This window comes from Caloranaerobacter longqiensis (assembly GCF_050286925.1).
In the GTDB taxonomy this organism is placed as follows: domain Bacteria; phylum Bacillota; class Clostridia; order Tissierellales; family Thermohalobacteraceae; genus Caloranaerobacter.
In genome coordinates, this window is the sequence record NZ_JBFWFX010000001.1 from 238,864 (window position 1) to 259,419 (window position 20,556).

Here is a 20,556-nt window from a genome sequence, read left to right on the forward strand (position 1 = left end):
GAAAAGGAGGTTGATTAACAGTTAAAAAATATTTATAAAAATTTATAAAAATCTCAAAATTTTTATAAGTTTATATTATAATTATTTTGAGGTGATGAAATTGAAATATTATACCATAGGAGAATTTGCTAAATTAATTGGTAAAACACAGCAAACTTTAAGAAATTGGGATAAATCAGGGAAATTAAAACCTTCTTTTATTACAGAAGGTGGACACAGAATGTATAGCCAAGAACAATTAAATTCAATTTTAGGTATTAATCCTAAAAAAAGAATAACAGTTGGTTATTGTAGAGTATCAAGTAATAAACAAAAAGATGATTTAGAAAGACAAGTGCAGTATGTTCGTGAATATATGATAGCAAAAGGATATCAATTTGAAATAATAACTGATATTGGAAGTGGAATAAATTACAACAAAAAAGGATTGATAAAATTAATTGATATGATTACTAATTCAGAAGTTGATAAGATAGTTATTTTATATAAAGACAGATTAGTTAGATTTGGATTTGAATTAATAGAAAATCTATGCAAAAAATATGGCACTACTATAGAAATTATTGATAATACACCTAAGACAGATGAACAAGAACTTGCCAGTGATATGATACAAATAATAACAGTATTTTCAGCGAAACTTCAAGGAAAAAGAGCTAATAAGCTTAAGAAAATAATTAAGGAGCTAAAAGAAAATGAGTAAGACAAAAGACAAAAATGTAAGAACATATAAAATGAGAATAAAAGATAAAAAATTCAAATCCAAAGTTATAGATTATATCTATAAATATAGGCATTTTGAAAATATGTATATAATACTACTTCATCAAGACTACAAACAAGATATTGGGGATTTTAAATTATTAACTAATTATGAAGTAATGAGAGCATTATTTAGAGGAACTACTCCTAAAAAGTTAGAAGAAAAACTGATTTATATTAGACAAAAGTATAAAAATCATCAGATAATGAATGATTTAATAAAACTATCAAAAGACCTTAAAATTCATAATCTAGTAGAAATAATGAAAAGAGTAAAATCACAATATAAAGGATATTTCACAAAAATAAAAAATGGAGATTATAAAGCAAGACCACCTAAACCTAAGAAGTTGTCTAAATTAACAAACTATACAATTCCATTAGATAGTTATAAAGGATTTTCATTAAAAAGAAAAAATCAGCTTGGAATTAATTTAAATGACAAAATGTATAGATTATATGTTAATCACAAGTATTTAAAACAAATAGTAGGAGATTTATCTAAAATCAATACAGTACACCTTAATTTTTCAAATAGTGAATTATATTTACTTTTCATATATGAGAAAGAAGAAAAAGAATTTAAAGAAAAACCTTATAAATGTGCAGGGATAGATATAGGAATAAACAATCTTTTAAGCATATATATAGACGATAAAGATACACCAAGTTTAATAATAGATGGTAAAAAATACAAAACATATAATGCTAACTTTAATAGGTTTATAGCAAAATTAAACAGAGAAATATCGACTATAAAAGATAAAAACAGAAAAAGGTATTTAGAAAAATATAGAACATATCTTTATGAAAAGAGAAACAGATACTTTTACGACCAATTTCACAAAATCAGTAAAAGAGTATTAGAATATCTAGAAAAGTATGATGTAACTGAACTTGCTATATCAAAAAATCTAGCTAGTCTTAAAAATAATAGTAAGTGCAATCTTAATAAATCTATCAAGCAAGATTTTATACAAATTCCTTTTATTAAACTTTTAAGTTATATTGCTTATAAATCAAAAGATTATGGAATTAAAGTAATTGAAGTTGATGAAAGTTATACTTCAAAGACAAGTTCACTTACAGAAAATATAAAAGTAATGCAAGAATTATCCCAATACAACCTTGACTTAACTAATGCGTTAGGTGGAAAGCGTGTTAAGCGAGGTTTGTTTAAAGATAAAGTTATTAATAAAATTATCAATGCTGATTTAAACGGTGCAAGGAATATATGTATATTAGGCAATAAAAAAGCACAGCAAAATTATAAAACAGGAGGTGGAAACCGTTGGCTTATGAAAAAGCTGTGCAATCCTATTAAAGTAGAAAGCGACTTCGAGTTATGTAGGTTAATAAAATCTGCATAATAGAAGTATCGGATAAGACCTATAAATCTACAAAAATTTATAGGTATGCGTTGCTTTCTATAAGTTTTTTATAGATATAAGTCAACGGTATTATCATGAAGGTTGTAGTGACAGGTTTTGAACCATTTGGAGGGGAAGAAATAAATCCTGCATTAGAAGCGGTTAAAAAACTTGATGATGAGATTGCAGGTGCAAAAATCATAAAAGTAGAGTTACCTACTGTGTTTAGGAAATCTATAGAAAAACTTGAAAAGATAATAGAAAACGAAAAACCTGATATAACAATATGTGTTGGTCAAGCAGGAGGGAGATTTGATATTACAATAGAAAGAGTAGCTATTAACATTGATGATGCTAGGATACCTGATAATGAAGGCAACCAGCCAATTGATGAACCAATTTTTTTAGATGGTTTAAATGCATATTTTGCCAAACTTCCTATAAAAGCTATGGTAAAAGAATTAAGAGAAAATAAAATTCCGGCATCTGTATCAAATAGTGCTGGGACATTTGTATGTAATCATATTATGTATGGGCTTTTGTATCTCATTGATAAGAAATATCCAGATATGAGAGGTGGATTTATACATGTGCCTTTCATACCTAAACAGGTTATAAATAAAAAAAATACTCCTAGCATGTCATTAGATAATATAACAGAGGGCCTTAGACTTGCTATAAAAGCGGCTATAGAAAATAAAGAGGACATAAAAGAAATAGGAGGTAAGATTTGTTAAAAAACAGTTAGATTATATTTGAATAATCGCAATAAATACATATATAATATAAACACAAATTGATATATACAACATAACAATGATACAAATGTATAACAACTAAATAAAACTTTAGTATAAAGGAAGGTTGAGGAGAATTTGAGTGATATAATTTAATAAGTTATAAATGCTTTTTAAGAATGGTGGATTAGCTTGCTACTATGTCGTTTTGCCCAGAAGAAAGGACGATAAATATGAAAAAAATATATGGTCTTATCAATGGGAAAATAATACAAGAAGACTCAATCGTAGAGAACAAAGTATTAATATTTAACAAAAAGATAATTGATATTTTGGATTTACAAGAAATACATAGATACAAAAATATAGAATTAATAGATGTTAAAGGGAATTTTATATCGCCAGGTTTTATTGATATTCACATACATGGTGCTGGTGGAAGTGATGTTATGGATGGTACTATAGAGTCTATAATAAACATTAGTAGCACTATAGCAAAAACTGGAGTTACAAGTTTCTTACCAACTACAATGACTATGGATAGAGATACTATATATAGAGCACTAAGCACAGTAAGACAAGCTATTTATCTAGATATTCAAGGAGCAAAAGTGTTAGGAGTGCATATGGAAGGACCTTTTATAAACGAAAAATATAAAGGTGCTCAAAATGCAAAACATATTTTAAAGCCTGATTTCGAGTTTGTTGAAGAATATTTAAATATTATTAAAATAATTACACTAGCACCGGAAATGGATGAAGAGTATAAATTTTTACGCAAAATAAAGGATTATAGTAACATAACTCTTTCTATTGGTCATTCTAATGCAACTTATGATGAGGCAAAAAAAGCTATCAAAAGTGGAATAAAACACGCTACACATCTTTTTAATGCAATGACTCCTATGCACCACAGGGATCCAGGAATAGTAGGGGCAGTTTTAAGAAGTGATATTACATGTGAATTAATAGCAGATAAAATTCATGTGCATCCAGCTATCTTTCAATTGCTTATAGACATAAAAGGTATAAAAAACTTAGTCCTTATAACTGATTCTATGAGAGCCGGATGCATGAAAGATGGTATATATGAACTAGGAGGTCAAAAAGTTATAGTAAAGAATAGATCAGCAAGATTAGAAGATAATACTCTAGCTGGAAGTGTATTAACGTTAAATAAAGCAGTAAAAAACATATTAGAAAATACCAGCATTAAATTGCATGAAGCTATTAGGTTAGTTACATTAAATCCAGCCAGAGTAATAGGGATAGATAAAAATAAAGGTAGTCTTAACATAGGTAAAGATGCAGACATAACAATCTTTGATCAAGATTTAAACATATACTTTACAGTTGTAGAAGGCAATGTAGTATTCAATAAATTTTAATATTTAGATAGCAAAAATGTATATAAGTACCTAGAAAGGTACGAAAAGGGGGATAATAATCGCAAAAGATGATGAATATTATGGTCTGCCAATTTAAAAACAGGAGGCATAAAAACATGAAAGGTATAGCAGCTTCACCGGGAATAGCCATAGGAAAAGTACTGATAAAAAAAGATGCTCAAGTAAAAATAGAAAAAAAGAATATAGACAGTATAGAAGACGAAATAAAAAGACTAAACAAAGCAAGAGAAATAAGCAAACAACAAATAGATGCCCTATACCAGCATGCACTTAAGAACATAGGGCAAGAAGAAGCAAAAATATTCGAAGCACACATAATGATACTAGACGATCCCGAATACTTTGGACAAGTAGAACAAAAAATAAAAACAGAAAAAGTAAATGCAGAACATGCACTAAAAGAAATAACAGATGCATTTATAGAAATATTTCAAAACATGGGCAACGAATACATGAAAGAAAGAGTTTTAGACATAAAAGACGTATCAAACAGAGTAATAAGAGAATTATTAGGGATACAAACAATAGACTTATCAAAACTAGACGAAGAAGTAATAATAGTAGCCGAGGACTTAACCCCATCAGACACAGCACAAATGGATAAAGAAAAGGTACTAGGATTCATCACAGAAACAGGAGGAAGAACATCTCATTCAGCAATAATGGCAAGGACACTAGAATTGCCAGCAGTAGTAGGAGTAGAAGGAATAATAGCAAACGTCAAAAATGGAGACGTAATAATATTCGATGGAGACGAAGGGAATATAATAATAAATCCAGACAAAGAAACACTAAAACAATACAAAAACAAAAAAGAAAAATACGAACAATTCAAAAATAAACTTAAACAGTTAAAAGGAAAAGAAAGCATAACAAAAGACAGATTTAAAGTAGAGATAGTAGCAAACATAGGAACACCAAAAGACATAGAAGGAGTAATCAGAAATGATGCAGAAGGAGTAGGACTATACAGAACAGAATTTCTATACATGGACAGAAAAAACTTACCAACAGAAGAAGAACAATTTATTGCATACAAAGAAGTAGCAGAAAAGTTAAAAGGAAAACCAGTAGTAATAAGGACACTAGACATAGGAGGAGACAAAGATCTGCCATATTTAGAATTACCAGAGGAGATGAATCCATTTCTGGGATACAGAGCAATAAGACTTTGCCTAGACAGAACAGAAATATTTAAAACCCAATTAAGAGCACTACTTAGAGCAAGCGCATATGGGAACATAAAAATAATGTTTCCAATGATATCAAGCATACAAGAATTAAGAAAAGCAAAACAAATACTAAAAGAAGTAAAAGAAGATCTTAGAAGAGAAAATATAAAATTTAACGAAAAAATAGAAGTAGGAATGATGATAGAAATACCATCAGCAGCAATAATGTCGGACATATTTGCAAAAGAAGTAGACTTTTTCAGTATAGGAACAAACGATTTAATTCAATACATAACAGCAGTAGACAGAGGGAACAGAAAAATATCACACCTATATAGTCAATACCATCCAGCACTATTAAGACTTATAAAACAAGTAATAGACAATGGACACAAAGAAGGAATATGGGTAGGGATGTGTGGAGAAGCAGCAGGAGATCCAAAACTAATACCAATACTAATAGGAATGGGACTAGACGAATTCAGCATGAGTCCGATATCAATATTAAGAGCAAGGTGGATAATAACAAACATAGAACAAAAAGAGATGAAAAAACTAGCACAGCAGGTAATAAACTTATCAACAGCAGAAGAAGTAGAAAAGTTTATAGATGAGAATATTAGGATAGAATAAAGGGACGGATAATCCGTCCTTATTTTTGTTTCAAAAAATTAACGAATAAAAATATTGACCATTGGTCATTTTAATAGTATACTTAAAGCATAAAAAAATGACCAATGGTCATAAATTTTTGAGAGGAGAGTTGTATGGTAAACAAACTGTCAAAAGTATTAAAAAACAAACAAATGAAAGAAAAATCGCTATATGCTGCAGCATATGAGCTGTTTACAACAAAGGGAATTCATAACACAGCAATAAGTGATATAGCAAAAAAAGCTGGCGTAGCTAAGGGAACTTTTTACCTGTATTTTAAAGACAAGTACGATATCTTAGACAGAATTATACTTAAAAAAAGTTCAGCAGTATTAAAAGAAGCTATCAAAGCTACAAAAGAACAAGAAATAACAGATTTTATCGATCAGGTTATTTTCTTCATTGATTTTATTATCGAATACCTTAAAGACAATAAGGTACTTCTAAAACTTATTTACAAAAATCTTTCATGGGGTCTATATAGGAAAGCATTAGCAGATACAAGTGGGTATGATGAAATGAAAGAAGTTTTTAACTTTTTCATGGAAAATATGAAAGATGAAAAATACGATTCAGAAGCTCCAGAAAAGACTTTATTTATGATTATAGAGCTTACAGGGTCAATATGCTACAGTTCAATAATATTAGAAGAACCGACTACTATTGATGAAATGAAACCAATGTTATTTAAAACAATTCGTAAAATGATAGAAAAATAATTCAAGCAAAAAGGAGATGGGCCTATGCTTAAGTTTGGTAGATTTATAGCTAAAAACAGAATATTAGTTTTAATCATCTCAATACTCTTATTAATACCATCTGTTTATGGAATTATTAAAACTAGAATAAACTACGATATATTAACGTATCTGCCAGAAAATTTAGATTCCATGAAAGGGCAACGTATATTAAACGATGTATTCTCGAATGCAGCAACTGGAATGCTGGTAATAGAAAACATGGAACCTAAAGATGTCATCAAAATAAAGGAAAAGATTTCACAAATAGAGGGTGTAGAAAAGGTAACTTGGATAAATGATTTTTTAGACGAAAGCATTCCAAAAGATATATTGCCTAGTGAAATAAGAGATATGTTTTTTAGAGAAAATTCAACATTACTTACAATCCAGTTTGAACATGAAGCAGCATCAGATGAGACACAAAAAGCTATAGAAGATATTAGAAAAGTTCTAAACAAACAGTGCTTTTTAAGTGGTATGTCGGCAATAGTAAAAGATACTATTGACTTGGCCGATAGAGAAACACCGATATATGTAATATTAGCAGTAATATTAGCAGTAATAGTATTAGCTTTAACACTAGAATCTACAATAATACCAATAATATTTTTAGCAGCAATAGGAATGGCAATCGTTTATAACTTTGGAACAAATACTTTCTTAGGAGAAATTTCATATATTACTAAATCACTTGCAGCAGTATTGCAGTTAGGTGTAACGATGGACTATTCAATATTCTTGCTGCACAGGTACGAAGATGAGCTAAAACATACGAAAGATAAAAATGAAGCTATGGCTATAGCTATTTCAAAAACGACAGCATCCATATTAGGAAGTTCTCTTACAACAATAGCAGGTTTCTTAGCTTTAGTTGCAATGCAGTTAGGATTAGGTAAAGATATCGGAATAGTCATGGCAAAAGGAGTATTTATAGGGGTAATAGCTACTGTAACTATACTTCCAGCTTTAATTCTAACATTTGATAAAGTAATTCATAGATTTAACCATGGAACTGTGCTTCCAGAATTCGATAAAGTATCGTCTATTGTAACAAGATACTATAAAGTATTTATTGTCATAATTATCCTATTATTCATACCGTCATTATATGGTAAAAATAACACTGAAGTTTACTACAACTTAGACGAGTCATTGCCAAAAGATATGGAATCAATAGTAGCTTTAAACAAACTCAAAGATGAATACAATATGACAACTACCCATATGATTATTGTCAAAGAAGACATACCTACCTACAAGATAAAGGAGATGATGGAAGAAATAGAAAAAGTAGATGGTATAGAAAAGGTAATAGGCTACGATAAAATATTAGGTCCAGCTATACCAGAAGAATTTATACCTAAAGAGATTAAAGAACAATTTGTAAAAGACGGCTATAAATTAATACTTGCTAACTCAATATACAAAGCTGCAACAGACGAACAAAATGAACAGGTTGTCAAACTAAGAGAAATTATTAAAAAATACGATGAAGAAGCGTACATTACAGGAGAAGGTGCTTTAACAAAAGATTTAGTTGAAATAGCAGATATCGACTTTAAAAGAGTCAGCTTCATTTCAATACTTGCTATATTTGCGATAATTCTAATACTATTTGCATCAATATCAGTGCCAGTTCTATTAGTTGGAGTTATAGAATTAGCAATATTTATAAACATGGCAATACCTTATTACATGGGAACTACAATTCCTTTTATTGCATCAATAGTTATAGGAAGTATCCAGCTAGGTGCAACAGTCGATTATGCAATACTACTTACTACACGATTTAGAGAAGAATTAAGAAATGGACATGATAAATACGAAGCAATGAGAATAGCTCTTAAAAGCTCAGCAAAATCAATTGTTACAAGTGCTTTAACCTTCTTCGGTTCGACAGTAGGAGTAGGGTTTATAGCAAAAATAGAGATGATTAGAAGCCTTAGCATGATGATCGCAAGAGGTGCAATTATAAGTATGTTTGCGATACTGTTCTTACTACCAGCAGTATTGTTAATATCAGAAAGAATAATTTCAGCAACAAGCAAAAACTGGAGAACAAGACCAACACTTAAGGTTTTGACAAAGGGGAGGAATTAGTTATGAAAAGAAATAGAAAATTAATGAAGGTATTAAGCACTACTTTAGTTTTTACAATGATTCTTTCAAATGCTGCATTTGCAAAAGGAGCAATTGAGAAAAAAGAAACAGTTTATGTTATATTAACAGAGCAAGGAGTGCCAAAGGATAAAATAGTTAGCGTATGGCTTCATTCAGATGAAGTAAAAGACAAAATAGTAGACAGAACAATATTGGAAAATGTAAAAAATGTAAAGGGAGAAGAAATACCAGAAAGAGAAGGCGATAAGCTTATTTGGAAAACAGATAAGAATGATATCTTCTATCAAGGAAAAACAGATAAAGAACTGCCAGTCGATGTAAAAATAACATATATGTTAGACGGAAAAGAGATTGCTCCAAAAGAATTAGCAGGAAAGTCTGGAAAGGTAAAAATAAATATAGAAGTGAAAAATAAAGATAGTCATAATGTAAAAATAAAGGGGAAAAATAGAAAGCTATATACTCCATTTGTAACTGTTGTTGTAGTAGATCTTCCTATAGATAAGTTTACTAATGTAAAAGTAAATAGTGGAAAAATTGTTTCAGATGGAAACAATCAGATTATAACATTTATTACATTGCCAGGAATGAAGGAAAGTCTTGATTTAGACAATGACATTCTTAATACACCAGAAAATTTGGAGATTACAGCAGATGTTAAGGAATTTGAGATGGGGCCTATAATGATTACAGTTACCCCAGAAATTCCAGAGATAGATTCATTTAAGGAAGCAGATAATCTAGATGAGCTTATTGATGGTATAGAAAAACTAAAGGAAGCAAGCAGTAAGTTAAGTGATGCAACTGGCAAAATATCTGAAGGGCAGAAAATGTTAGTTGAAAACATTGATAAATTGAAAGACGGTATAGATAAACTAGGTCAGGCTTCTACTCAATTAAAAGACGGAATAATAAAATTAGGAAAAGGTATAAAAGATGCTCATATGGGGGCTAAACAGGTTTCAGATGGAGTAAAGATATTATCAGATAGTGCAGGTAAATTAGGAACAGGAGCAGTACAGTTTAGTGAAGGTGCTGTGCAGTATGCAAATAAATCAAAGGAATTTGCAGATGGAGCCGGGCAGGTAGCTGAGGGAGTTGGGCAAATAGTAGATAATACAGATAAATTGGCTGAAGGTGCTAAAAAACTAGTTTCAGGTACAGAAGAAATAATTAAAGGACAAGAGCAAATAAACTTAGGGCTTTCTCAAAGCATAGAAGGATTAGAAAAACTTAAAAAAGGAAAAGAAAAAGAGTTAAAAGTTATAGATATGCTTATAGCAGGAATGGATAAATTAATAAGCGCAGCCGAAAAGATAGAAAAAGTACCAGGAGTAAAAGAATTAGGCGAAAAGATTGTAGCAGGACTTAAGGAACAGAGAAATAGTTTGCAGCAGTTAAAAGATTCAGGAACACAATTTTTAGCAGGATTAGCTAAAATAGAGGAAGGAATAAAAACAGCACAAGAAGGTTCTGAAAGGTTAAAACTTGAACTTGCAAAAGTTAATAAAGGAGAGAAAGATTTAGCAAATGGATTAGAAAAGTTAAGTAAAGGTGCTGAAATGTTAAAACCAGCTGCACAAAAATTAAAAGAAGGCAGCCAAGGACTATCTGCAGGAGCCGATAAATTAAACAAAGCAGCAGTTGAGTTAAATAATGGAGCTAATAAGTTTGTAGAAGGAACACAGCAGTTAGTAGTAGGTTCGCAAAAAGTTACTGAAGGTCTAGCTCAGCTTGATAAAGGAGCAGATGCTTTAGTAAGTGGCGCTGATGAATTTGGTAAAGGTAGTAAAAAAGTAACAGATGGAATGAATAAATTATCAGAAGGAGCAAAACAACTAGCAAAAGGAACAGAAGAATTGGATAAAAACATGAAAAAATTTGATCAAGAGGGAATAGGAGAGCTTAAAGATAAAGTAGAGGAAAGCACTAAAGATTTAGAAGAAATAATCGAAGTAAAAGATGAAATGTTAAAACTATCAGAAAACTATCAAACATTTACAGGACTAGGCGAAGACATGACAGGTAGTGTGAAATTTATCATGAAAACAGATGAAATCAAAAAGCCAAAAGAAAAGGGAATAGTAAAGACAGAGACAAAGAAAGAAAAAGAAAGTTTCTTCACTTGGATTAAAAATGTTATAAAAGATATATTTAATTAAAAGAGGCGGGTAATCCGTCTCTTTACTATTATAGACCTATTGACATATGAATTGAAACTTGAGAAAATTTAATGTGAAGATATAGAAATAACAATAATGTAACAGAATACCTATGAGAAAATATTATTTTTAGAAGGAATTAGTCAAATTATATCGAATTACTTATATCAGCTTCAAAAATATTAGATAGTTCTATCAAAATAGCTTAAACTATCAATTAACACAGAAAGTGGGGTATAAAGTTATGTCACAAATAGACCAACAAAATTACTATTATGACGAAATCAGTTTACGAGAGCTCATAGAAGTTCTACTAAAAGGGTGGAAACTTATAGCTATTATAACGGTCATAAGTTTATTAACATCAGGAATATTTAGTTTTTTTATAATAGATCCGACTTATGAAGCTAGAACAACCCTTATGGCATCTTTTGCAACAGATAAATTAGTAAATCAGAAAAGTCCAGATGATATACAGGGTATATTAGATACAATATCTACATATCCAATTATGACTATACAGACATATAAAGAGCAGATAAAAAATCCAGAAATTCTGCAGCAGACTATAGACGAATTAGGATTAGATAAAGAAGAGTTTACATTAAATACGCTTAGGAATATGATTAAACTAGAAACTATAAAAGATACTAATCTTATAGCGGTTAAAGTTAAATATACAGACCCTGAACTAGCAGCAAAAATAGCAAATACAGTAGCACAAAAATTTACTTCATTTATATCTAACATGGCAAAACAGCAGGCATCAAAATCTTCACAATTTATACAATCACAGCTAGAGGTAGAGAAGAAAAAGCTAGATGATGCATTATTAGAACTTAAGCAGTTTTTATCACAACCAAGAGGTGTAGATGAGCTTAAGGCAGAAGTTAGTTCAAAGCTAAATTTATTAACTGGATACAAAACCCAACTTGTTCAAAAAGAAGTTGCTTTAAACAAACTTGAAGCAGCTTTAGAAGCTGCAGAAAAAGAACTTAGAGCAACACCAAAGGTATTAGTTACAAAGAAATCTATTTCAGAAGACCCTATATTAAGTCAATTAGTAACTGATGCTTCTAATTTAGAAACTAAAGATGTTCTAAGCTTAACTATGGAGAATGAACAAATAAACTCCAATTATTTAAGTTTAAATAATAAAATTTCAAACTATAAAATATCAATTGCAGAAACATCAAAAGAAATAGAAGACATCAAAAATAAAATAGAAATAACAAAGAAAGAATTAGAAAAAATACAGGTAGAGTTAGCAGAAAAAGAGCATCAACAAAAACTTATTCAAAGAAAGGTAAACCTTGCTCAAAGTACATATGATGCTTTCCTAAAAAAATATGAAGAGACAAGAATAGCTGAATCATCAGAAATAGGAGATTCAAGCATACTTATAGTTTCTAAAGCTGTAGTGCCAGAAACTCCAGTTTCACCTAAAAAAATGTTAAACTTAGCAATAGCAGGAGTGCTAGGAATTATGATAGGAGTATTCGTAGTGTTCTTTAAGGAATATTGGGAGAGTTCAGTGGAAGAAGAAACTAGTAAAGTTAAATAAAATATATTTTTCAAGATAAATGTCGAAAAATGTTGCAACATGACGGGCGGAAGTGTTGAAAAATAGCCGTTTTGGGGTTGAATGTAATATAATTTTTTATTATAATAGTATATGCCTGTATGTTACAAAAAATACAGGAGCACCTTGGGGGTAATAATATTGTCATCTAAAACAGCAAAAGAAACATGGAAAGTAAAATCAACAATTTTAAATATAGAAAATATAGTATTTATATCATTGTGTATCCTACTATTCTATCCTCCATTTTTCAGAGGACTGTACTTTGAAAAAGAGCTTTTACCAACTCATATATTTTCATTTACTTTAGCTTTAGTATGGCTTATTTCAAAGTTTAAAGATAAAGAGTATAATTTAGTAAAAACACCTATAGACATAGCTGCTATAGGTGTAGTAGCTATGTATTTTATTTCTATATTTTATGGAGTAAACACTAGACTGGCGATTGGTGAGTTTTTAAAATATGCTAACTACTTCTTTATATTTTTAATGGTTAGAGATTTAGTATATACAGAAAAAAGGCAGAAGTGGTTGTTAAACGTACTTGTAATAAGTGGAGTAATAGTAGCTGTTATAGGTATAGGTTCTGCAATTGGTACATGGAATTATAACGGAGCATATGTTGGTAATAGAATTAATTCAACTCTGCAATATCCGAATACTCTAGCTTCATATTTAGGGGCTTTGTTTGTTATAACTATAGGCTTAATAACTGCGCACCAGAATAGGATATATAAAGCTATATATGGTATTTTTTCAAACATATTATTATTCACTTTTATACTTACATATTCAAGAGGAATGTGGCTTATATTACCTTTTATACTTCTATTATTGATTATAACTATACCTAATAAAAGAAAATTAGAAACCTTAATATATATATTTGCTAATATAGCTATTAGCATACCTTTAGCATTTTTGTTTTCACAAAAGATTGGAGAAAAAAGTTATATTTTATGGGCAGTATTTATTATTTCATCATTATTGATGGGAATATTAACATACATTATATCGTTTATTGATAATAAATTTAGAGAAGTTTCAATAAAAAAACTTGTAATAGTTTTAGGAATTATTTTAATTATTTTCAGTAGTGGTGTTATATATATTATTAATGCAACTACTTCATTAACATTGGTTAACGATACAGACAAGAATAATTGGACGAGTATTGTAAGAAAAGTTGAAAAAGTTCAACCTAATACAGAGTATGAGCTAGTCATTAAGTATAAAGGTGTAAATAAAAGTGACAAGCCTTATGCAGGACGAGTAAGAGTATATAGTATAAATTCGGAAAGCAAGTTAGAAAAGTTAGAATTCTTTAATATATCAGATTATACAAAAGAAGAAGTTAATATACTATTCACAACACTTGAGAATACAGAAGGAATAAAAATATTCTTTGATAATTATTATGCTGGTACATCTATAACTTTTTATGAAGCAAAAGTAGTTGACCCAAAAACTAAAGAAATTATTAAGAATATAAAATTGAGATATAAGTATATACCAGAAAGAATTGTATCAAGGTTTGAAAGCATTAGCTTAAAAGAAAATAGTGCACAGGGAAGAATTGCGTTTTATAAAGATGCTTTTAAGATAATAAAAGACTATTTCATACTTGGTACTGGTGGTGGTGGATGGGTAACTCTATACCAAATGTACCAATCATATATGTATTGGACAACCCAGGCACATAACTATTTTCTTCAAATGTGGATAGAAATAGGTTTGATAGGATTACTTATATTCATTAGCTTCATTTGTTTTATAACTTACTATACATATAAAAAGTTTAAAAACGAAGATACAGATAATAAAAAGATTTTAACGGCATCATTATATGTATCAATTTTATCTATATTTGCACATGCATTTATGGATTTTGACTTATCACTTTCTGCTTTAACATTTGTGTTGTGGACTTTAATAGGAATGCTGGTTAATGGTGTTAAAATTGATAAGGTTTTTAATGTAAAAAATAGAAACAAGATATTAAAAATTGTTTATATAGTAGGATTAATATTTCTTATATTATCATCATCTTCTTTATATATGGGGTATGTATATGCTCAAAAAGCATTAATTGCTAATAAAGATAAAAATATAAATAATGCAATTAAATACTTTGAAAAGGCATCTACATTTGATCCATTTAAGCCTGAGTATAAAAGTGACTTAGCTACATTTTACAAGGTTAAATATAAAATTACTAAAGACAAAAACTATATAACTAAGGCTAAAATACAAATTGACAAGGCTTTACAATTAGCAAAATACAGTTCAAGATTTAAGGCGATAGGCGCATCTTTCTATATGAGTATAGGACAAATAGAAAAAGGACTTGAGCTAATTGAAGAGTCTATAAAATTGCAACCTATGAGAACTGAAAACTATCTTCAAAAATGCGATGCATATCTTACAGCATTTTACTATTATGCAAATCAAAAGAAAGATATAGATAAAGCAAAAGAAATTATTGAAAGGGCGTATAAAGTAAAAGAACAAATAAATGAAATAAATAAGAAGGCGTTAAGACCATTACAGTATAATGAAGATTTATTATATAAAATCGGAGCAATACAATTTAACTATGAGAATTTAAAAAATAGAGAATATGAAATATCACAAAATTATGTTCTAAATTTTGCTTATTATTTTGATTTAGATATTAACGGTGATGGCAAGATAGATATGATTAGGGTTTGGAATTCTAAAAAAGGAAATATAAAATATGAAATTTTAGAGGAAAATGATAATAACTTTATAAGAATAACAAATGATGGGAAATCATATGGAATAGTGTATCCATATGGATTAAAACTAGAACCTAATACTAACTATAAAATATATTTTAAGGCCAGAGGTAATGTGAAGGAAAATACATTTAAATTCTTTGTTTATGACAATAAAGCTAAAGAAAAAAACCAAGGTTCGTTATCAAATATAAAACTTAATGATGACTGGCAGCTATTTAGTTTAGATATAAAGACAGATGCAGATATAAAACCAGGTACACAATTTTTAGGATTCCAGCATAATGGTAATGATGAGGGATATATTGATTTAGAAGAAGTAATATTATTTAGAAAAATTAAATAAAAGATTATTTGTGCAGGTAAAGTATTGAATATTTATTGAAGGAATTTGTAAATTTGTGTAGAATATATTTCCCTAAAATGTAACAAATCAGACAAATATTAAATGTATATACTATGACAAGCTTAAAGAAATTGTTAAATTAGGAGTTAATTTTAGGATTTATGTTCTACAAGGAGATGTTGAAATTGAGATAACCAACTAACCAACTGGAGGTCTCAAATGTACAACGATACTAATAAATTAATAATGTGGCAAAAAATCTCATAAATTGGTATTAAAGATATATGATATTACAAAAGATTTCCCCAGAGATGAAATATTTGGTTTAACATCTCAAATAAGGAGAGCAGTAGTTTCTATACCTAGCAATATAGTAGAAGGAAAAGCTAGAGGTCCAAACAAAGAGTATAAAAGGTTTTTGCTAATGGCTAGAGGGTCTTTAGAAGAAGTTAAATATCAAATTCTTTTATTTAAAGGTTTAGGATATATAAATGGAGAGCAATACGATAATATAACAAAGTCAACAAATGAAGTTGGGAAAATGTTAAATGCTTTGATAAATAAGCTAACTACTAACTAAGTACTAACCAACTAGAGTATGTGTGTATGTAGCAATTTTGTAGCAATAGGTAAATATGTACCTTTTGGGGGTTTTGAAACAATGTATAGAAAATATTTAAAAAGGATTATAGATTTTACATTATCTTTGATAGCAATGATTATACTTTGGCCAGTTTTTCTGATTATTGCTATTCTTATTAAGTTAGACTCTAAAGGGCCAGTATTATTTAAACAAAAACGTGTAGGAAAGAACAAGAAGCATTTTTACATATTAAAGTTTAGAACAATGAGAACAGATACTCCAAAAGATATGCCTACTCATATGCTAAAGAATCCTGAAATGTTTATAACAAGAGTTGGTAAGTTTCTTAGAAAAACAAGCCTTGATGAATTGCCTCAGATTATAAATATCTTAAAAGGGGAAATGAGTATTATAGGTCCACGACCAGCATTATGGAATCAGTATGATTTGATAGAAGAAAGGGATAAGTATGGTGCTAATGATATATACCCAGGGCTTACTGGCTGGGCTCAGATAAATGGCAGGGATGAATTACCTATAGATATCAAAGCAAAATATGATGGAGAGTATGTTGAAAAAATAAGTTTAGCTTTTGATGTGAAGATATTCTTCAAAACAATATTTAGTGTTCTCAGAAGTGAGGGAGTTAAAGAGGGGGCTAGTGAAATAGAAACTAAGTAAAATTTGTCGATTAGAAAAAATGACATATTGGGGATTGAAAATAAGTTTAGAGGTGAAACTGTTTTGATGAGGATTTTAATAACAGGTAATAGAAGTTATGTTGGTATAAATTTGAAAAGATGGTTAAGTCAATGGCCAGATAAATATAGTGTGGATTCCATTTCTTTGAAAAATGATGAATGGAAAAATAAAGATTTTTCTAAGTATGATGTCCTATTTCATACAGCTGCTATTGTCCATAAAAAGGAAAAATCTGAAATGAAAGATATATATTACAGAATAAATAGAGATTTAACAGTTGAAGTTGCTAAAAAAGCTAAAAAAGAAGGAGTAAAACAATTTATTTTTATGAGCAGTATGTCAGTCTATGGACTTGATGGAAAAATTGGAGAAGAGGTTGTAATCACTAAAGCTACTCGATGCATTCCTACTACTTTGTATGGAAAAAGCAAATTAGAAGCTGAAAATGAACTAAAAAAATTAGAAGATGGACAATTTTGTATCACAATTATAAGAGCTCCAATGGTGTACGGACCAAACTGTCCAGGCAATTACACTAGATTGAAAAAACTTGTGATGAAAACACGAGTATTTCCAATGGTAAATAATAAGAGAAGCATGATTTTTATAGATAATTTATGTGAATTTATAAGATTACTAATAGACAATCGAGAAAGTGGATTGTTCTTTCCACAGAATAAGGAATATGTTAATACTTCTGAGTTAGTTAGGTTAATAACAAAAGAGAATTCTAAAAACATATATTTTTCTAGAATTTTGACTTATGGAATAAATCTTTTTGGTAAAAGAGTAAGTGTTCTTAATAAGGTTTTTGGAAATTTAGTTTATGATTTAGATTTATCTTCATATAAAGATTTTGGATATTATGTTGTTGATTTTGAGAAATCAATTGAACTTTGTGAAAAGAAATAAGAAGAAAAGGTGTTAAATTATGAAGAAAGTATTATTTACAGCTACTGTTGATGGACATATATTAAATTTTCATATACCTTATCTTAAGTGGTTTAAAGAGCAAGGGTATGAGGTTCATGTTGCGAGCAATGGGAATTCAAATATTCCTTTTGTTGACGTAAAATATAATATTCCATTTGAGAGATCCCCATTTAAGGTAACTAATTTAAAAGCTTATAGACAACTAAAAAATATTATAGACAATAATAATTATAGACTAATACACTGTCATACTCCTATGGGTAGTGTATTAACTCGATTAGCTGCTAAAAAAGCAAGGAAAAAAGGTACAAAAATTATTTATACAGCTCATGGTTTTCATTTTTTCAAGGCATCGCCATTAATAAATTGGCTACTATACTATCCAGTAGAAAAATGGTTGTCGAAATATACAGATTGTTTAATTACTATCAATGATGAAGATTACGAATGCGCAGTAAAAAATAAATTTAAAGCAGGTTCTGTAAAAAAAGTAAATGGTGTTGGTGTTGATTTAAATAAGTTTACTCCTCAAACAGTTGAAAAGAAGAAAGAATTGAGAAAGCAATATGGATATAATGATACAGACTTTATTTTAATATGTGTTGCAGAGTTAAATCATAATAAACATCAAGATTTGCTTATAAATGCAGTCAGTATATTAAAAAACAAAATTCCTAATATAAAACTTTTACTTGTAGGAAGTGGAAATTTAATGAAACAATACAAGAAGCAAGTAAAAAAATTAGGTTTAGAAAAATATATTCAATTTTTAGATTATCGTAGTGATGTTTCTAATCTTTTAATAATTTCAGACCTTCTTGTTTCAGCATCAAGACGAGAAGGTTTACCAGTTAACGTTATGGAAGCGATGGCAACTGGATTGCCTCTTGTAGTTACAGATTGTAGAGGAAATCGTGATTTGGTTAAAAATGGTGAGAATGGGTATGTTGTTGGCATAGATGATGTAGATGGGTTTGCTAATGCAGTTGAGGAACTTTATGGTTCACAAGAGTCAAGGCAGGAATTTGGGCAAAAAAGTCTGGAATTTATTAAACAATATTCGCTTGAAAGTGTTATGAAAGAAATGGATGAGATTTATTTACATTATATACAATAGAAATAATATTATCGATAAAAGGAGAGATTACAGATGGGGTTATATCAATCAATAAAAAATAGAAAAGAAAAAATCTCTATCATAGGTTTAGGTTATGTGGGGATGCCATTAGCTATAGCATTTGCTAAAAAAGCAGATGTTATAGGATTTGACATTAATAGAGAAAAAGTAGAACAGTACTTAAAAGGAATAGATGTAACAAATGAAGTTGGAAATGAAGCTTTAAAAGAAACTACTGTATTTTTTACATGGGAAGAAAAATATCTAAAAGAAGCCAAATTTCATATTGTAGCAGTACCAACACCAATAAATCCTGATAAAACTCCTGATTTAAGGCCTATAATTGAAGCTAGTAAAACTGTTGGGAGGAATCTTACTAATGGTTCTATAGTAGTATATGAATCTACGGTATATCCTGGGGTTACAGAAGATATATGTGTGCCTATATTAGAGGAAGAATCAGGATTAAAATGTGGTGTAGACTTTAAAGTAGGCTATTCTCCAGAGAGAATTAACCCAGGAGATAAAGTACATAGGCTTGAAACTATTGTGAAAGTAGTATCAGGTATGGATGATGAGTCATTAGAGGAAATAGCAAAAGTATATGAAATGGTAATTGAAGCTGGAGTACATAGAGCAGAGAGCATTAAAGTTGCAGAGGCAGCCAAAGTAATCGAAAATTCTCAAAGAGATATCAACATTGCATTTATGAATGAACTTTCTATTATATTTAATAAGCTTGGAATTGATACAAAAGCAGTATTAGAGGCTGCGGGAACGAAGTGGAATTTCTTAAAGTTCACTCCAGGCCTTGTTGGAGGACACTGTATAGGAGTTGATCCATATTATTTAACGTATAAAGCAGAACAGATAGGATATCATTCACAGATAATACTTGCTGGAAGGAAGATAAATGATGATATGGGTAAATATGTAGCAGAAAATACAGTAAAAAAAATGATTCAAGCCAATAAACAAATAAAAGGAGCTAAAGTAGCAATATTAGGCATTACTTTTAAAGAAAACTGTCCAGATAGCCGAAATACAAAGGTTGTAGACATTATTCAAGAACTTAAGGAATATGGAGTGCAAGTTCAAGTATTTGACCCTGTAGCGGATCCGAAAGAAGTAAAAGAAGAATATGGAATAGACTTATGCAGTATGGATGAAATTAAAGATGTTGATACAGTTGTTGTAGCTGTAGCCCACGAAGAATTTAAGAATATCAAGCTTGAGGATTTAAAGAAATTATATAAAAGTCGTATACTAGAAGCTGATACTATAGAAGAAGTAGCAGCTACTTTAGATAAAGACTGCGATAATGGCAAACAAGTTTTAATTGATGTAAAAGGAATTTTTGATCGCAAGGAAGCAGAGAATATGAACTACTTATACTGGAGGCTGTAA

General features: G+C 29.5%; 14 protein-coding genes and 1 pseudogene. All 15 read left to right on the plus strand.

Translation table 11 applies throughout. The annotated features are described in order from the left end of the window. Positions 1 to 100 precede the first annotated feature (100 nt). The 15 genes and pseudogenes from AB4Y15_RS01225 (at position 101) to AB4Y15_RS01295 (ending at position 20,556) form a co-directional block, all read left to right on the plus strand. Entirely contained in the window at positions 101 to 703 is a 603-nt protein-coding gene (locus AB4Y15_RS01225) for an IS607 family transposase (protein WP_427337934.1), read from the plus strand. After that, positions 696 to 2,132 carry a transposase gene (locus AB4Y15_RS01230; RefSeq protein WP_427337935.1) on the plus strand — a complete coding sequence of 479 codons (1,437 nt, stop codon included), beginning with the start codon at positions 696 to 698 and terminating at the stop codon, positions 2,130 to 2,132. The genes AB4Y15_RS01225 and AB4Y15_RS01230 overlap by 8 nt, the downstream gene beginning before the upstream one ends. Before the next feature lie 95 nt (positions 2,133 to 2,227). Then, positions 2,228 to 2,869, plus strand: a complete 642-nt coding sequence (gene pcp / locus AB4Y15_RS01235; RefSeq protein WP_427337937.1) for a pyroglutamyl-peptidase I — start codon at positions 2,228 to 2,230, stop codon at positions 2,867 to 2,869. A gap of 233 nt (positions 2,870 to 3,102) precedes the next feature. Then, complete coding sequence (gene nagA / locus AB4Y15_RS01240; RefSeq protein ID WP_427337938.1) at positions 3,103 to 4,257, plus strand: N-acetylglucosamine-6-phosphate deacetylase; 1,155 nt, start codon at positions 3,103 to 3,105, stop codon at positions 4,255 to 4,257. A 116-nt stretch (positions 4,258 to 4,373) separates the two neighbouring features. Beyond that, on the plus strand, positions 4,374 to 6,083 hold the full coding sequence (gene ptsP, locus AB4Y15_RS01245) for a phosphoenolpyruvate--protein phosphotransferase (RefSeq protein ID WP_427337940.1): 1,710 nt from the start codon (positions 4,374 to 4,376) through the stop codon (positions 6,081 to 6,083). A 134-nt stretch (positions 6,084 to 6,217) separates the two neighbouring features. After that, positions 6,218 to 6,823 carry a TetR/AcrR family transcriptional regulator gene (locus AB4Y15_RS01250; RefSeq protein WP_427337942.1) on the plus strand — a complete coding sequence of 202 codons (606 nt, stop codon included), beginning with the start codon at positions 6,218 to 6,220 and terminating at the stop codon, positions 6,821 to 6,823. Between the two features lie 24 nt (positions 6,824 to 6,847). Further along, complete coding sequence (locus AB4Y15_RS01255) at positions 6,848 to 8,944, plus strand: efflux RND transporter permease subunit (RefSeq protein ID WP_427337943.1); 2,097 nt, start codon at positions 6,848 to 6,850, stop codon at positions 8,942 to 8,944. 2 nt (positions 8,945 to 8,946) lie between these two features. Beyond that, a complete protein-coding gene (locus tag AB4Y15_RS01260) occupies positions 8,947 to 11,127 on the plus strand; it encodes a coiled-coil domain-containing protein (protein ID WP_427337944.1) in 2,181 nt (726 codons plus the stop codon). Between the two features lie 244 nt (positions 11,128 to 11,371). Further along, positions 11,372 to 12,691, plus strand: a complete 1,320-nt coding sequence (locus tag AB4Y15_RS01265; protein ID WP_427337945.1) for a GumC family protein — start codon at positions 11,372 to 11,374, stop codon at positions 12,689 to 12,691. Between the two features lie 159 nt (positions 12,692 to 12,850). Continuing rightward, a complete protein-coding gene (locus tag AB4Y15_RS01270; protein ID WP_427337946.1) occupies positions 12,851 to 15,814 on the plus strand; it encodes an O-antigen ligase family protein in 2,964 nt (987 codons plus the stop codon). A gap of 265 nt (positions 15,815 to 16,079) precedes the next feature. Beyond that, positions 16,080 to 16,394, plus strand: a pseudogene (locus tag AB4Y15_RS01275) (four helix bundle protein); the annotation flags it as partial. Positions 16,395 to 16,475: 81 nt separating this feature from the next. Beyond that, positions 16,476 to 17,078 (plus strand): sugar transferase, encoded by a 603-nt coding sequence (locus AB4Y15_RS01280; protein ID WP_427337947.1) that lies wholly within the window; start codon positions 16,476 to 16,478, stop codon positions 17,076 to 17,078. A 3-nt stretch (positions 17,079 to 17,081) separates the two neighbouring features. After that, positions 17,082 to 18,011 carry an NAD-dependent epimerase/dehydratase family protein gene (locus AB4Y15_RS01285; RefSeq protein ID WP_427337949.1) on the plus strand — a complete coding sequence of 310 codons (930 nt, stop codon included), beginning with the start codon at positions 17,082 to 17,084 and terminating at the stop codon, positions 18,009 to 18,011. 19 nt (positions 18,012 to 18,030) lie between these two features. Continuing rightward, the gene (locus AB4Y15_RS01290) at positions 18,031 to 19,149 is read left to right on the plus strand and encodes a glycosyltransferase family 4 protein (RefSeq protein WP_427337950.1); all 1,119 of its coding nucleotides are present in this window, start codon (positions 18,031 to 18,033) and stop codon (positions 19,147 to 19,149) included. 33 nt (positions 19,150 to 19,182) lie between these two features. Continuing rightward, positions 19,183 to 20,556: a nucleotide sugar dehydrogenase gene (locus AB4Y15_RS01295; protein ID WP_427337951.1), complete on the plus strand. Its 1,374-nt coding sequence runs from the start codon at positions 19,183 to 19,185 to the stop codon at positions 20,554 to 20,556.

Coding starts and splice junctions, on each gene's coding strand:
- AB4Y15_RS01230 (WP_427337935.1), top strand. CDS start 696: ATGAGTAAGACAAAAGACAAAAATGTAAGAACATATAAAATGAGAATA.
- pcp (WP_427337937.1), top strand. CDS start 2,228: ATGAAGGTTGTAGTGACAGGTTTTGAACCATTTGGAGGGGAAGAAATA.
- nagA (WP_427337938.1), top strand. CDS start 3,103: ATGAAAAAAATATATGGTCTTATCAATGGGAAAATAATACAAGAAGAC.
- ptsP (WP_427337940.1), top strand. CDS start 4,374: ATGAAAGGTATAGCAGCTTCACCGGGAATAGCCATAGGAAAAGTACTG.
- AB4Y15_RS01250 (WP_427337942.1), top strand. CDS start 6,218: ATGGTAAACAAACTGTCAAAAGTATTAAAAAACAAACAAATGAAAGAA.
- AB4Y15_RS01255 (WP_427337943.1), top strand. CDS start 6,848: ATGCTTAAGTTTGGTAGATTTATAGCTAAAAACAGAATATTAGTTTTA.
- AB4Y15_RS01260 (WP_427337944.1), top strand. CDS start 8,947: ATGAAAAGAAATAGAAAATTAATGAAGGTATTAAGCACTACTTTAGTT.
- AB4Y15_RS01265 (WP_427337945.1), top strand. CDS start 11,372: ATGTCACAAATAGACCAACAAAATTACTATTATGACGAAATCAGTTTA.
- AB4Y15_RS01280 (WP_427337947.1), top strand. CDS start 16,476: ATGTATAGAAAATATTTAAAAAGGATTATAGATTTTACATTATCTTTG.
- AB4Y15_RS01290 (WP_427337950.1), top strand. CDS start 18,031: ATGAAGAAAGTATTATTTACAGCTACTGTTGATGGACATATATTAAAT.
- AB4Y15_RS01295 (WP_427337951.1), top strand. CDS start 19,183: ATGGGGTTATATCAATCAATAAAAAATAGAAAAGAAAAAATCTCTATC.